This is a genomic window from Bradyrhizobium sp. USDA 4532 (genome assembly GCF_024171315.1).
Taxonomy (GTDB): Bacteria; Pseudomonadota; Alphaproteobacteria; order Rhizobiales; family Xanthobacteraceae; genus Bradyrhizobium; species Bradyrhizobium australafricanum.
In genome coordinates, this window is the sequence record NZ_JALJZN010000001.1 from 1512523 (window position 1) to 1526546 (window position 14024).

Below are 14024 nucleotides of genomic sequence, written 5' to 3' on the forward strand. Positions count from 1 at the left end.
AGCCGCCGCCTGAGGACATCAGACGGCGGCTTTTGAATTTTCCGAAGGACTCAGAACGGGTGGACGGACAGCGTGCCGAACACGATGGCCGCGATCACCGCAAAGGCGCTGTACAGCGCCGCCGTGTGAATTCCGGTCCCGGACTTCCGTGAAATGTTACGCGCGTAAAGGTGCAGGCGGGCCTCCGCCGATAGCTCGCGCATGGTCGATCTCCAACGCCCCATTGTCGGACATATGGAATATCGTTCGCGCCCGGATTCAAGCGGGCGGCAAAAATAGCGACGCCGCCGCCTTCGGGAACTCGGTTCCGAGAGGAATATTCCTTCCCGCGCGCTCGGCCGAGAATCCTATTCGCCGCAATTCGAGGCGTCGGGAACCCGCGCCAGTCCCGCGATAACCGAAAATCTCGAAAACAACCCCATGCAAAGTAGCCGGAGGTCGATAGCCGAGGCGCTGCCGCCGCCGCGCCTGTTGCCCATCCCTGTCTGTCCCAGCAACACGACGCACCGGTCGTGCACGTGCCGCCGGAAGCGGCCGCTGCGGCGCGCTCAGGCCTTCCAGCGCCCGATCTTGAACGCCGCCAGATGGCCCGGAACGTCGCTCGGGTCGAAAGGCGGGCCGGCGAACGCCCCGATGGCGCTGGAGGCGCCGGCCGGGCGACCCGATGCCGCGTCGTAGAGATCGGGCCTGAACACGGCCATGGCGGTCTTCAGCGCTTCCGGCCGGTATGGCGCCTGGCCCCAGCGAACCATCTGCGCATAGAGCCAGGCCGCCTGCCCCGGATCAGGCCGCGCCGCCGCCTCGCGCCCGACCAGCAAATAGCGATTGCTCTCGCGCATGGTGCCGTCGGGCGAAATCTTCAGGTGGCCATCGAGCGTGCGCTGGATGACGCTGGCATCGACGCCGATCCGCTCGGGCTGCGCCAGGATGCGCGCGACCTCGGACCGGTTCTCGGGCCGCTCGATGAACTCCACGGCGCGCAGATGTGCACGCACCAGCGCCGCCACGATGTCGGGATGCTTCTCCGACCAGCTCTGCCGCACCGCCAGCACCTTTTCCACCGCGCTGAGCAGGATGTCGGAGACGAAGTGCAGGATGTGGCCGATGCCGAGATCGACCGCGATCGAATTCCAGGGTGCGCCGACGCAGAACGCGTCGACATGACCGTTGGCGAGACTGTCGACCATGTAAGGCGGCGGCAGCACCACGAGCTGGACATCCTCGTCGGGATCGACGCCGCCGGCGGCCATCCAGAACCGCAACTGGTAATTGTGGGTCGAGAACGGGAAGGTCATGCCGAAGGTCAGCGGCTCCGCCCCGCTCTTCCGCCGCTTGGCCACCACGCGGGCGAGCGCCTGTGCGGTTGCCATCGGATCGAAGCGGTCGCCGTCGATCTCTTCCATCAGCGCGGCGTGCAGCGCCGGCGATACGGTGATGGCATTGCCGTTGAGCCCGAGGTTGAAGGGCGCCGCGATCGGCACCTTGACGTGACCGAGCCCGAGGCTCGAAGCGATCGCCACCGGCGCCAACAGATGAGCGGCATCGAACAGGCCGATATTGAGCTTGTCGCGGACGTTCGACCACGACACTTCCCGCACCAGCGTGACGTCGAGGCCTTCGGCCGCCGCGAATCCCTTGTCGACCGCAACGATCAGCGCGGCAGCGTCGACCAGCGGAATGAACCCGATGCGCAATGGTGTGGTCATTTCAACAGCTCCGACGCCGTCAGGATCGATTGCGCGATCTCTCCGATTTTCTTTTTCTCGCGCATCGCGGTCGAGCGCATCAGCACGTAGGCCTCCTCCTCGGTCAGTCCCTTCACCTTCATCAGGATGCCCTTGGCGCGATCGATCACCTTGCGCTCCTCCAGCGCGTGCTTGGTGCGGTCGAGCTCGTCCTGCAATTTGGCGAAGGCATTGAAGCGGGAGACGCACAGATCGAGGATCGGCTTCATCCGCTCCTTCTTGAGACCGTCGACGATGTAGGCGGAGACGCCCGCCTCGACCGAGGCCTGGATCGAGGCGGCGTCGCTCTGGTCGACGAACATCGCGATCGGCCGGCGGACGGCGCGGCTGACCTGGAACATTTGTTCCAGCACGTCGCGACTGGGGTTCTCGAGGTCGATGACGATGATCTCGGGGTCGAGCGCATAGATTCGCGAGAGCAGGCTCTGCATCTCGCTGATATGCACGACATCCGTATACCCGGCCTCCCGCAGTCCCTCTTCCAGGATGGCCGCTCGGATCGGGCTCTCGTCGACTATGACGATCTTGGGAGACGATTCAGCGCTCATCGACAACTCTTAAGGCCCGGCAGATGCATCCATATCATGCCGGAAGCGCCGGGAAAGGGTTGTAATTCTCGGCAATTGGGACTAGCTCCTGCCCATTCATCAGGCAGATCAGAGATATGCAAGAGGCCGCCGCGCCGAAAGTGAGCTTTGTGTCCTTGGGGTGCCCCAAGGCGCTGGTCGATTCCGAGCGCATCATCACCCGGCTGCGCGCGGAAGGCTATGAGCTGGCGCGCAAGCATGACGGCGCCGACATCGTCATCGTCAACACCTGCGGCTTCCTCGACAGCGCCAAGCAGGAATCGCTCGCCGCGATCGGCGAGGCCATGGCCGAGAACGGCAAGGTCATCGTCACCGGCTGCATGGGTGCCGAACCGGAGCAGATCGAGAGCGCCTATCCCGGCGTGCTCTCGATCACGGGGCCGCAGCAATATGAGAGCGTGCTGGACGCCGTGCATCGGGCGCTGCCGCCGGCGCACAACCCGCATATCGACCTGGTGCCGCCTCAGGGCGTCAAGCTGACGCCGCGGCACTACGCGTATTTGAAGATATCCGAAGGCTGCAACAACCGCTGCAGCTTCTGCATCATCCCGAAGCTGCGCGGCGATCTGGTGTCGCGGCCGGCCAATGACGTGCTGCGCGAGGCCGAGAAGCTGGTGAAGGCCGGCGTCAAGGAATTGCTCGTCATCTCGCAGGACACCTCGGCTTATGGCGTCGACCTGAAATACGCCGAGAGCCCGTGGCAGGACCGCAGCGTCCGCGCAAAATTCTTCGATCTCGCCAAGGAGCTCGGTGAGCTCGGCGCCTGGGTGCGGCTGCAATATGTCTACCCCTACCCGCATGTCGACGAGGTCATCGGCCTGATGACCGAGGGCAAGGTGCTGCCCTATCTCGACATCCCGTTCCAGCATGCGAGCCCTGACGTGCTGCGCGCGATGAAGCGCCCGGCTGCGCAGGAGAAGACGTTGGCGCGGATCCAGAAGTGGCGCGAGCAGAGCCCCGAGCTGACGCTGCGCTCGACCTTCATCGTCGGTTTCCCCGGCGAGACCGATTCCGATTTCGCCTATCTGCTCGACTGGCTCGATGAAGCGGAAATCGATCGCCTCGGCTGCTTCAAATACGAGCCGGTTGCCGGTGCCGCGTCGAACGCGATTGGCAATGCCGTACCCGACGAGATCAAGCAGGAGCGCTGGAATGCGCTGATGGCGCGGCAGCAGAAGATCTCCGCGAGGCGCCTCAAGCGCAAGGTCGGCACCCGCCAGCAGGTCATCATCGACGAGGTTGGCCCCACGGTGGCGAAGGGCCGGTCAAAGGCCGATGCGCCCGAGATCGACGGCGCCGTCTACCTCACCAGCCGCCGCCCGCTGAAGGTCGGCGAGATCGTGACCGCCAAGATCGAGCGCTCCGACCAGTACGACCTGCACGGCAGCGTCGCCGGATTCTAGCTCCAGTCCGCTCCTTCGAGACCACCCCGGATACCAAACGGCGTCCGTTGCTAGACGGAACTCAAGCGTCGCCGACAAATTGTTGGTCCAGGAGGAATACGATGAGCCGAGCAGATCTTTTGAGGCAGGCCGAGAACGCGGAGCGCCACGCTGACCAAGCCACCGATGAGGAAATCAAGAGCGCGCTAAAGAAGGCCGCCGATGATTATCGGCGCGAGGCCGCGCAGGAGACTGCTATCGCGACAATCGCGTCAGAAGCTGCCGAGCGCGGCTGAAACATCACGGAAGATAGTTGTGCTGAGTACGAGGATCTGGAAGATCACGACGAGAATGCAAAGCAACTGATAAAATGGAACGGACGGTTCGATCGGCTTTGCCCAACGCACCCAAGCAAAGGTCTCTCGCCCCCTAGCGACAGCTTCATCAGTCATGCTCATTGCCTGCCTGGCTCCCCACAATGGCATCAAGACAAGCCAAACTAGGAAAATCGGGCAAACGAAGAGGTAGGATATAGCGTTCTCAGGCTCAAGCGGCTTACCGAACCTATCGAGCCCATGACGGATGATTTCCGAGGGAATTGGAAACTTGAGGTAGATGTACAAGGTCACGCTTATACCCACGAAGGCAAGCAATGCATTGATGATTGCCGTGCGCTTCATGAGTTGCCGAAGGACACCGGCCAACTCGTCGGGCACCCGAGGACGGGCTTGCGCATTTTGAGACATTCAGGTCGAAACCTTCGAGCTTCTGCGAACAAGGCTAGAACAGCACGCGGGCCGGTAGCAACTGCGCGGGGTTTCCGCTCCGTAGGAACGCCGCTTCTTTCCGTTCGTTAACGGAACATCACCGCACGGCTAGTGGCAACTATCGGTGATGAGATCGCCCGGTTTAGCGCTCCGGCCCAACACCAGCAGGGAGCAACGCCATGACCAGCAAGCGGCGTCGTTTCAAGCAAACCCAATCACTGCAAGAACGCCTAGCCGACGAGGCCGTGCGCTCGCAGGCCAAGGCACTCTCTCCGTCTGCAAAAAAGAAGCCCTGCTCAGGAGAGCCCGGCAAGGCGAGACCCCAGCCAATCTGACGGAGTGGCTGACGACCCCAGGTTCACGAGCGCCGATCTAGGCCGCGCCATGATCAACCAGCCCCAATTCGATTCCTATTCGACGGCTGCGCGCGTCTGTCTAGGAGTTGCGGTCTTTAGCGCCACGATGCTCGCTGCACCGATGACGAGCATTCTTATGTAATAGGGCCTCTCAGTTGGCCGGTCTGCAGCGAGGCTGACGTATTACCCCTATTCGCGCAGTAGAAAGGGCCCCAGCTGCGAAAGCTGAGGCCAGTGTTCAGCTGGGCGTCTCAGTGCCGGTAGCGGTGCGGCACCGAACAGGGCGAACAATGCGGCCGCAAGCGCTTCGTTCCTACTCATAAAAAAGGCCCCTGCATCCGGATCATGCAGGGGCCAAGCTGGATCGCCGCACCGCTGTTCACCGAGAAGCAACGGTCGTCGTCCTAGGGCAGAAAAAACACGAAATGAAAATCACGCGCCCTCTTGCCCGGATCATCCCAACGACATCCAGTTCCGGAAATAACTCGTGTGAATCTCGGCGAGACAAATTGCCGCTTTTTCCTGTCCCAAGCGACGGTCCCAATAGAGATGGTCGCGAATGTGCCCCGGGTCTTCGGGGGCAAGACCCGGGGCACGTTCATTCGTCTAATGCCGCTCTGCCGAGGAGCGGCGCATTGCTAACGACGCGTCGAAGGTACCGTTCCTAACGTCTTCCTTATCGCCGACCCGAGCCGGCGCTCAACTCGCTTGCGGCTATTGCCGACCTTCTTGACGGCCTTCTTCACCGATGCTGCCGACTTCCGGGTTTTCCTCGCCTCATAGCTCACCTCGTAATCCTGCCCGCCGGCGACGCGCGCACGGTCCTGCTTGCGACCGCGCGCGGTCTGCTTCCGCGCTATGCCCGTCGAATGAGGCGCTGTCCGCGCTTGACACCACCGCCCCTCTCGCTGTATGGGCCTGCGCCATGAAGCTGAACCGGACCCACCGCCGCGCCATCTGCCGTCGTCGCACCCGCGACGATGCTGGGCTGCGCCGTGTCCGACGCCATCGCTGATCCTATAAATCAGCCGAGGTTTTCGAGAAGGCCGCGCCCCCAAGCGCGGCCTTCTCGCTTTTCGGCCTGACCTTTCCCAACACCGACCCCAGAGGAGATCGACATGACCAACGCTACCCATCCGTTCGATGCGCTGATGGACATCACCGCTCGCCCCGAGGTCGTGTTCGTACGCGGCGCCGGCTCGTATTTGTGGGACAGCAACCGCAACCGCTATCTCGATTTCGTGCAGGGCTGGGCCGTCAATCCCCTCGGCCACTCCCCGGTCATCGTGGCCGACGCGCTGGCGGCGCAGGCGAGACGGCTGCTGACGCCGAGCCCGGCGTTCTACAACGAGCAGAGCCTGAAACTGGCAAAGCTGCTGGTCGACAACAGCTGCTTCGACCAGGTGTTCTTTGCGAACTCAGGCGCGGAGGCCAATGAGGGTGCGATCAAGCTCGCGCGCAAATATGGCACGAAGTACAAGAACGGCGCGCATGAGATCATCACCTTCGAAGGCGGCTTCCACGGCCGCACGCTCGCGACCATGTCGGCCTCGGGCAAGAAGGCGTTCGAGCCCCTGTTCGAGCCGAAGGTCTCGGGCTTCCGCAAAGCCAGACTGAACGACATCGAGTCGGTGCGAAAGCTGATCACGTCGTCGACGGTCGCGGTCATGCTGGAGCCGATCCAGGGCGAGGCCGGCGTCTGGCCCGCGACGGATGAGTTCTTGCAGGAGTTGCGGGCGCTGACCCAGCAGCGCGGCCTGCTGCTCATTGTCGACGAGATCCAGACCGGCATCGGCCGGACCGGAAAGCTGTTCGGCTATCAGCACGCCGGGATCGAGCCCGACATCATGACGCTCGGCAAGGGCATCGGCGGCGGCGTGCCGCTCGCGGCCCTGCTCGCGACCGAGCATGCCTCGTGCTTCGATCACGGCGATCAGGGCGGCACCTTCAACGGCAATCCGCTGATGTGCGCCGCGGGGCTTGTCGTGCTCGATCAGATCGGAAAGCCCGATTTCCTGAAATCGGTCGTCGATGCCGGCCTTTTGCTCGAGCGCGAATTGCAGCGGCTGTCGTCGCGGCACGGTCTCGGCGAGATCAGGGGCCGCGGCCTCCTGCTGGCGCTCGACCTCAAGATGCCGATCGGTGCCGCCGTGGTTGCCGAGGCGTTCGCGGCCGGCGTGCTGATCAACTCGCCGCAGCCGGACACGCTGCGCTTCATGCCGGCGCTGAACGTGACGCGGGAGGAGATTTCCCTTGTCATCGACTGCCTGGATACGGTGCTGACCAAGGTCGGCGCGGCGCGGCGGGTGGCGTAGGATCCTCCCCGCTCGTCATTGCGAGAAGCGAAGCGACGAAGCAATCCACCTTCCCGGGTGGAGAGGTGGATTGCTTCGCGGAGCCTGTCATCCGGCGGCGCTTTGCGCCGACCGGGTGGCTCGCAATGACGGCGAGAATTACGGCCGCAGGATCGCTGCGCCCGTCGTCGCCCGGCTCTCCAGGTCGATATGCGCCTTGGCCGCATCCTTCAGCGCATAGGCGTGGTTGATCGGCACATGCAGCTTGCCGTTGATCACGGCGGCGAACAGCGTGTCGGCGCCTTCGAGCAATTCCTTGCGGGTGCCGACATAGTCGTTGAGCTTGGGCCGCGTCGCGAACAGCGAGCCGTGGTTGTTGAGCTCGGCGAGCGGGAACGGCGGTACCGGGCCCGACGCGTTGCCGAAGGAGACGAACAGACCGCGTGGCCTGAGGCAGGACAGCGATCCCGGGAACGTGGTCTTGCCGACGCCGTCATAGACGACGTCGCAGAGCTCGCCGCGGCTGATCTGCTTGACGCGTTCGACGAAGTTCTCCTCGTTATAGAGGATGACGTGATCGCAGCCATTGGCGAGCGCGAGATCGGCCTTCGCCTTCGAGCCGACGGTACCGATGACATGCGCGCCGAGCGCCCGCGCCCATTGGCAGGCCAGCAGCCCGATGCCGCCCGCCGCGGCGTGGATCAGCACGCGATGGCCGTGCTCGACCTTGAAGGTCTTGTGCAGGAGATACCAGACCGTGAGGCCCTTCAGCATCAGCACGGCGCCCTGCTCGTAGGTGATATGGTCGGGCAGCTTGACGAGCTTGTCGGCCGGGATGACGCGCTCGGACGCGTAGCCGCCGAGATTGTAGTAGTAGGCGACGCGATCGCCGGGGTGGAAATTGGTCACGCCCGGACCCACGGCCAACACCTCGCCTGCAGCCTCATTGCCGGCAATGAACGGCAGGCCGGGCGCCTTGTAGAGGCCGGTGCGGAAATAGACGTCGATGAAGTTCAGACCGACCGCATGCTGGCGGATCCGGACCTCGCCCGTCCCCGGCGCGCCCACCTCGACGTCCTCGTAGGTCAGGACTTCCGGGCCTCCCACCTGGTGCACGCGCACAGCCTTGGTCATGTCGTCGCTCCCCTCAATATCAGCGTCAAGCGAGCGAATGCCATCGCGGCCGGCTTGTCAACCAAGCGGGCCGGAACCGGCTACGCCACGTTCCGGAAAAGTGGGAAGCGGCTTTCCCTCGCGACAAACGCGCTGCGTTTGCGCGGAGATCATGCCCATCAGCGCGCCGGCTTCCTGCGGTTGCGCTTGGCCATGACGTTGAACGCCTCGACCGCGGCCGAGAAGGCAATCGCGAAATAGATGTAGCCGCGCGGAATGTGGAATTTGAAGCCGTCGGCCACCAGCGCCACGCCGATCAGCACCAGGAAGGCCAGCGCCAGCATCTTGGTGGTCGGATGCTCCGCGACAAACCGCGCCACCGGTCCCGACGAGATGTACATGATGACGCAGGCGATCACGACCGCCGCGATCATGATCTCGATGTCCTGCGCCATGCCGATCGCGGTGATGATCGAATCCAGCGAGAACACCAGGTCGATAATGATGATCTGCACGATCACCCAGAAGAACGCGCTGGCGCTCGGCCTGTCGCCGGCTTCCGCCTCGCGCGCCTCGACCTCGCCGTGGATCTCATGGGTCGCTTTCGCGATCAGGAACAGGCCGCCGCCGATCAGGATGATGTCGCGCCACGACAGCGCGACGTCGCTGACTGATATCACCGGTTGGGTCAGCCCGATCAGCCAGACCAGGATCGAGAGCAGCAGAATGCGGAACACCAGCGCCAGCAGCAGGCCGATCTGCCGCGCGCGCTTGGCCTGCGCCGGCGGGATCCGCGACACGATCACCGACAGGAAAATCACGTTGTCGATGCCGAGCACGATCTCGAGCGCAGTCAGGGTCAACAGCGCCGCCCAGGCTTCCGGGCTGGTGATCAGTTGCATCATGCTCTGAAGGCTTTCATCCGGCGGATCACGGTATCGCTGCCGATGATGTAGACGGCGATGGCGCAGAGACCGAAGGTGATCGGGGCTCCGACCACGAAATCGTTGGCGAGCGTGTACATGCCGAGCAGCGCCCATGCGCCGAGCAGCCACAGCGTCAGCCAGCGCAGCCGCACCACACGCAGCGGATGCAGCACGTGGAACGGCGCGAAGGTCAGCACGATCAGGAGCGCGACCACGATCGTCGACAGCACGGGCGGCAGATGCAGCAGGAACAGGTAGAACGCCGCCGCATTCCACAGCGCCGGGAAGCCGCGGAAATGGTTGTCATCGGCCTTCATGCGGCGGTCGGCGAAATACAGCGCGCTGGAGACCACGATGCCGATGCCGAGGATCGGCGCCGCCAGCGGCAGCAGCATGCCGCTCGCGGTGATCGCATAGGCCGGCACGAACACATAGGTGACGAAATCAACCACCAGGTCGAGCACCTCGCCCGACCAGTTCGGCTGCAGCCGCACCACGTCGAGCCGGCGCGCCAGCGGGCCGTCGATCCCGTCGATGATGAGCGCGACCCCGAGCCAGGCGAACATGTTGGCCCAGTGCTCGCGCACCGCCTCCAGCATCGCCAGCAGCGCGACCCCGGCGCCGAGCGCCGTGAAAATATGAACGGTGAATGCGGCGGTCCGCATCCGTTCTGGCAACGCATCGGGCTGGCTCGAATGCTCCATCGGCCGAGTGCTATCAGGAATCGGACCGGTTTGCATATGCGGTCTTGCGGCGTTCCGCCGCGCAAAGCGTTGGAGACTCTTGGTGGTTACCGATGGCTTGAAAATCGGGCCAAGCATGTCAAATGTCCTGATATGACCGACAGCTCGCTGGATTATGACGTTATCGTAATAGGCGGCGGTCCGGCCGGATTAACGGCTGCGATTGCCCTTGCCGACGCAGGTGCGCGGACTGCGCTGCTGGCGCGCCGCGCGCCCTATGCCGACAACCGGACCACCGCGCTGCTCGGTGCCTCGACCGATATCCTGGATCGGCTCGACGTCTGGCGGCGCTGCAGCGACCGAGCGGCGGCGCTCAAGACCATGCGCCTCGTCGACGACACCGGCCGCCTGATCCGTGCGCCCGAGGTGCGCTTTTCGTCCGATGAGATCGGCCGCGAGCAATTCGGCTTCAACATCGACAACCGCTCGCTGGTCGCGGCGCTCGAGGACCGCGCCGGCGAAATGTCCGCGCTGACGCGGTTCGACGATGAAGCCGCCTCGGTGCGGCCGGACGATGCCGCGGTTACCGTGGTGACGCGGCAGGGCCAGTCGCTTCAGGCCCGGCTCGTGGTCGGTGCCGACGGGCGCAATTCATTGTCCCGCGAGGCCGCCGGCATCGAGGTGACAAGCCGCGAGCTCGGGCAGTCCGCCCTCACCTTCAACGTCACCCACACCCGGCCGCACCACAACATCTCGACCGAGTTCCACACCGAGCACGGCCCCTGCGTGTTCGTGCCGCTCAGCGGCGTCAGAAGCAGCGTGGTCTGGGTCTCGGCGCCCAAGGAGGCCGAGCGGCTGATGGCACTCGGCGACGACGAATTGTCGCTCGCCGCCGAGCGGCAATCGCATTCGATCCTCGGCCGCATCGAGGTCCAGGGCGGCCGTCACGTGTTTCCGCTCGCGATCGAGCGGCCGCGGCAATTCGCCAAGGACCGGATCGCGCTGGTCGGGGAATCCGCCCATGTGCTGCCGCCGATCGGCGCGCAGGGCCTCAATATGGGACTGCGCGATGCCGCCGATATCGCCGAGATCACCGGCCAGGCGATCGGTCGTGGCGAAGATCCCGGCGCGCCCAATGTGCTGTCGCGCTACCAGGCGGCGCGGCGCCCCGATGTCGCCAGCCGGACCTGGGCGATCGACATCGCCAACCGGTCGCTGCTGAGCGATTTCCTCGGCATGCAGACGGCGCGTGCTGCCGGCCTGCATCTGCTCGGCGCATTCGGCCCGTTGCGGCGCCTGGCGATGCGCGAAGGCCTCGCGCCGTCGTGGCGGCGGTGAGCAAAGCGTTTTCGAGCGAAGTGGGTACCGGTTCGCGTTAAGAAAATGCGTCAAATAAGAAGCGCGCCGATCAGGGAAACACCAGCCGTCCGCTCTGGATGAACCACATCACGCTGGTCAGCGTGACCACCGAGGCGAAGGTGCCGATCAGCACCGCGACCGACGCCGGCTCGATCCAGGTGTCGTTCTGCCGCGCGATCACGAACACATTGAGCGCCGGCGGCAGCGAAGCCATCAGCACCGCTGTCGCGGCCCAAGGCTGCGCGAACGGGCCGAACAGCAGCATCAGGCCGAACGCCAGCAGCGGATGGATCAAAAGCTTGATCGCGACCACGCCCGGGACCTCCCACGGCACCCGCTCGAACGGCCGCAGCGCCACCGTGATGCCGAGCACGAACAGCGCTGTCGGCGCGGCGGCGTTTTCCAGGAACTGGATGGTGCGATCGAGCGCGACCGGGATCGGGATGTGAAACGCGGCGACCAGCGCCCCGAACACCGCCGACATGATCAGCGGGTTCTGCACGATCTGTCGCAGCACCACGCCGAGTGCGTGCAGCAGCGAGGGATGGTCGCGGTCGGTGAGCTCGATCAGCAGCGGCACGATCGAGAACAGGAAGATGCTGTCGCAGCAGAAGATCAGCGCCGTCGGCGCCGCCGCCTTGGCACCGAGCACGGCGAGCGCGAGGCCAGGCCCCATATAGCCGATATTGCCGTAGGCGCCCGACAGGCCGGCCAGCGTCGCCTCGCGCAGCGTGAGCCCGCCGATCAGCTTGCCCGCGACCATCGCCAGGAAGAATGCGAGCACGGTTCCGAGCGTGGTGGCGATCAGAAATGGCGGGTTGTTCAGCTGCGCAAACGGCGTCTTGGACATGATCCCGAACAGCAGCGCCGGCAACGAAACGTAAAGCAGGAAGAAATTCATCCAGGCGAGCCCGCTCTCTGGCAAATCCTTGGCCTTGCCGCACGCATAACCGATGAAGATCAAGCCGAAATACGGCAACGCCAGATTGAGGATATCGATCATTCTGAAAGTAGTTTCTCGGCCGGATTTCGGGTCGTTTTTGCAGGGCTGGAATCGGTAAAGCGCGGGTTAATTCGGACCTTAGCCCCTAGCATCGGCCACAATGTTGGTCTATCGACGAGCCATGATCAAAGCGCGCACCGCCAAGTTTCAGATCGGGCAGATCGTCCGTCACCGGGTGTTCTCCTTCCGGGGCGTGATTTTTGATATCGACCCGGAGTTCAACAACACCGAGGAATGGTGGCTGTCGATCCCCGAGGACATGCGGCCCCACAAGGACCAGCCGTTCTACCATTTGCTCGCGGAAAACTCGGAGACCGAGTACGTCGCCTATGTCTCGGAGCAGAACCTCTTGCCCGACGAGTCCGGCGAGCCGATCCGGCATTCGCAGGTGGCGGAGATCTTCATCAAGGATAAATCGGGCGGCTACCGTCCGCGCAATCCCTCGCTGAACTGAGGTCCGGCGGCGCTCCGGCGAATGCCACGGCGTTCGCGCTGCCACGCTCACACCCCCTCGCGCCTGGCCAAGACAACCGCGATCGCCCAGACAACAAATCCCGCCAGCGCCAGCCCCGCGCCGACGAGGCCGGTCGACGTCCAGCCATAGCCGGCTGCGACCGCCATTCCGCCGAGCCACGGACCCAGCGCATTGGCGACGTTGAAGGCGGAGTGGTTGAGCGCCGCGGCGAGGCTCTGTGCCTCGCCCGCGACGTCCATCAGGCGGGTCTGCAACACGGTGGCGAGCGCCCCGCCCAGCCCGATCAGGAACACGTCGGCGGTCAGCGTCCAGAAATTTCCGGCCGCCAACGGATAGAGCGCGAGCGTCGCCGCCGACCACAGCAGGAGCCCGCCCGCGGTTGCCATCAGCGCGCGGTCGGCGAAGCGCGGCACGATGATGTTGCCGGCGGTGAGGCCGGCGCCGAACACGCATAGCGTGACCGGCACCAGCGCGGGCGAGGTGTGGGTCACCGCCAGCATGGTCGAGGCCAGGTAGGTGTAGACCGAGAACAGCCCGCCGAAACCGATGGCGCCGATCGCCAGCGTCAGCCAGACATGCTTGCGCCCGAGTGCCGACAGTTCGCGCAGTGGGCTCGCCTTGCTGTTGGCGGCATCACGCGGGGCGAAGATCAGGACCAGGACCGCGGTCAAGAGCGCGAGGCCGGCGACGATCGCGAAGGCCCAGCGCCAGCCGATCGCCTGCCCGACCCCGTTGGCGAGCGGAACGCCGATCGTGGTCGCGATGGTGAGCCCCAGCAGCACGCGGCCGACAGCCGCCGTGCGCTTGTCTGTCGGGACCAGCGAGGCCGCGACCAGCATGGCGATGCCGAAATAGGCGCCGTGCGGCAGCCCCGCCAGGAAGCGCAGCGCCAGCATGGCGTGATAATCGGGTGCGAGCCCCGAAAGGCCGTTCATCAGCGCGAAGAAACCCATCAGCGCGATCAGCAGCGTCCGCCGCGTCATGCGCGCCGACAACACCGCGATGACCGGCGCACCGACGACGACGCCGAGCGCGTAGGCGCTGATCGCGTGGCCGGCCTGGGGCTCGCTGACGTGCAGGTCGTGGGCGAAGAACGGCAACAGGCTCATGGTCGCGAATTCGGCGATGCCGATTGCGAAGCCGCCCATCGCCAGCGCGAGATGGACGATGCCGGGATGAAACGTTCCGGGGACGTTGTCCTGGCTGACGCGAACGCCAGCATCGACCGAAGCACCGCCGGCCGGCTGCTCCCGAGGCCGGGAGCGCAGTTCCCGCCGCTGCGTGCCGGCTTGCTGGGACATTGCGCGACTTCCATGACTGCGAGCGGCGGCCAG

The 14024-nt window shown here is 64.7% G+C and carries 15 protein-coding genes; 5 read left to right on the forward strand and 10 right to left on the reverse strand.

All coding sequences use genetic code 11. From position 1 onward, the window contains the following. Positions 1-50: 50 nt before the first annotated feature. The 3 genes from J2R76_RS07320 to J2R76_RS07330 form a co-directional block, all read right to left on the reverse strand. Complete coding sequence (locus J2R76_RS07320) at positions 51-203, reverse strand: hypothetical protein (RefSeq protein ID WP_016844408.1); 153 nt, start codon at positions 201-203, stop codon at positions 51-53. 345 nt (positions 204-548) lie between these two features. Further along, on the reverse strand, positions 549-1706 hold the full coding sequence (locus J2R76_RS07325; protein ID WP_057018695.1) for a CmpA/NrtA family ABC transporter substrate-binding protein: 1158 nt from the start codon (positions 1704-1706) through the stop codon (positions 549-551). Continuing rightward, positions 1703-2293 (reverse strand): ANTAR domain-containing response regulator, encoded by a 591-nt coding sequence (locus tag J2R76_RS07330; RefSeq protein WP_028332037.1) that lies wholly within the window; start codon positions 2291-2293, stop codon positions 1703-1705. Before J2R76_RS07330 ends, J2R76_RS07325 begins: the two co-directional genes overlap by 4 nt. Before the next feature lie 116 nt (positions 2294-2409). On the opposite strand from J2R76_RS07330, the gene rimO reads away from it, so the two are divergent. After that, the gene (gene rimO, locus J2R76_RS07335) at positions 2410-3735 is read left to right on the forward strand and encodes a 30S ribosomal protein S12 methylthiotransferase RimO (protein ID WP_057018697.1); all 1326 of its coding nucleotides are present in this window, start codon (positions 2410-2412) and stop codon (positions 3733-3735) included. Between the two features lie 101 nt (positions 3736-3836). Next, positions 3837-4010 carry a hypothetical protein gene (locus tag J2R76_RS07340; RefSeq protein ID WP_159109454.1) on the forward strand — a complete coding sequence of 58 codons (174 nt, stop codon included), beginning with the start codon at positions 3837-3839 and terminating at the stop codon, positions 4008-4010. Here the strand turns inward: J2R76_RS07340 and J2R76_RS07345 are convergent. Together J2R76_RS07345 and J2R76_RS07355 are read right to left on the reverse strand one after the other, a co-directional pair. Then, positions 3987-4460 carry a hypothetical protein gene (locus tag J2R76_RS07345; RefSeq protein WP_141341296.1) on the reverse strand — a complete coding sequence of 158 codons (474 nt, stop codon included), beginning with the start codon at positions 4458-4460 and terminating at the stop codon, positions 3987-3989. The genes J2R76_RS07340 and J2R76_RS07345 overlap by 24 nt on opposite strands. Before the next feature lie 1015 nt (positions 4461-5475). Continuing rightward, positions 5476-5697, reverse strand: a complete 222-nt coding sequence (locus J2R76_RS07355) for a DUF3606 domain-containing protein (protein WP_076828958.1) — start codon at positions 5695-5697, stop codon at positions 5476-5478. A 258-nt stretch (positions 5698-5955) separates the two neighbouring features. On the opposite strand from J2R76_RS07355, the gene J2R76_RS07360 reads away from it, so the two are divergent. After that, a complete protein-coding gene (locus J2R76_RS07360) occupies positions 5956-7152 on the forward strand; it encodes an acetylornithine transaminase (RefSeq protein WP_141341298.1) in 1197 nt (398 codons plus the stop codon). Between the two features lie 138 nt (positions 7153-7290). Here J2R76_RS07360 and J2R76_RS07365 read toward each other — a convergent pair whose 3' ends face one another. From J2R76_RS07365 to pcsA, 3 genes are all read right to left on the reverse strand, one after another. Further along, complete coding sequence (locus J2R76_RS07365; RefSeq protein WP_050384723.1) at positions 7291-8265, reverse strand: quinone oxidoreductase; 975 nt, start codon at positions 8263-8265, stop codon at positions 7291-7293. Between the two features lie 158 nt (positions 8266-8423). After that, entirely contained in the window at positions 8424-9149 is a 726-nt protein-coding gene (locus J2R76_RS07370) for a TerC family protein (RefSeq protein WP_141341302.1), read from the reverse strand. Beyond that, positions 9146-9874 carry a phosphatidylcholine synthase gene (gene pcsA, locus J2R76_RS07375; RefSeq protein WP_057018701.1) on the reverse strand — a complete coding sequence of 243 codons (729 nt, stop codon included), beginning with the start codon at positions 9872-9874 and terminating at the stop codon, positions 9146-9148. Before pcsA ends, J2R76_RS07370 begins: the two co-directional genes overlap by 4 nt. Positions 9875-10006: 132 nt before the next feature. Here pcsA and J2R76_RS07380 point away from each other — a divergent pair, with 132 nt between their 5' ends. Next, on the forward strand, positions 10007-11191 hold the full coding sequence (locus J2R76_RS07380) for a UbiH/UbiF family hydroxylase (protein WP_141341304.1): 1185 nt from the start codon (positions 10007-10009) through the stop codon (positions 11189-11191). Between the two features lie 70 nt (positions 11192-11261). Here the strand turns inward: J2R76_RS07380 and J2R76_RS07385 are convergent, their stop codons facing one another. After that, on the reverse strand, positions 11262-12215 hold the full coding sequence (locus J2R76_RS07385) for an AEC family transporter (protein ID WP_057018703.1): 954 nt from the start codon (positions 12213-12215) through the stop codon (positions 11262-11264). Positions 12216-12336: 121 nt separating this feature from the next. Here J2R76_RS07385 and hspQ point away from each other — a divergent pair, with 121 nt between their 5' ends. Further along, a complete protein-coding gene (hspQ, locus tag J2R76_RS07390) occupies positions 12337-12669 on the forward strand; it encodes a heat shock protein HspQ (protein ID WP_021081543.1) in 333 nt (110 codons plus the stop codon). 47 nt (positions 12670-12716) lie between these two features. Here hspQ and J2R76_RS07395 read toward each other — a convergent pair whose 3' ends face one another. Continuing rightward, positions 12717-13991, reverse strand: a complete 1275-nt coding sequence (locus J2R76_RS07395) for an MFS transporter (RefSeq protein WP_200844480.1) — start codon at positions 13989-13991, stop codon at positions 12717-12719. Positions 13992-14024: the final 33 nt, after the last annotated feature.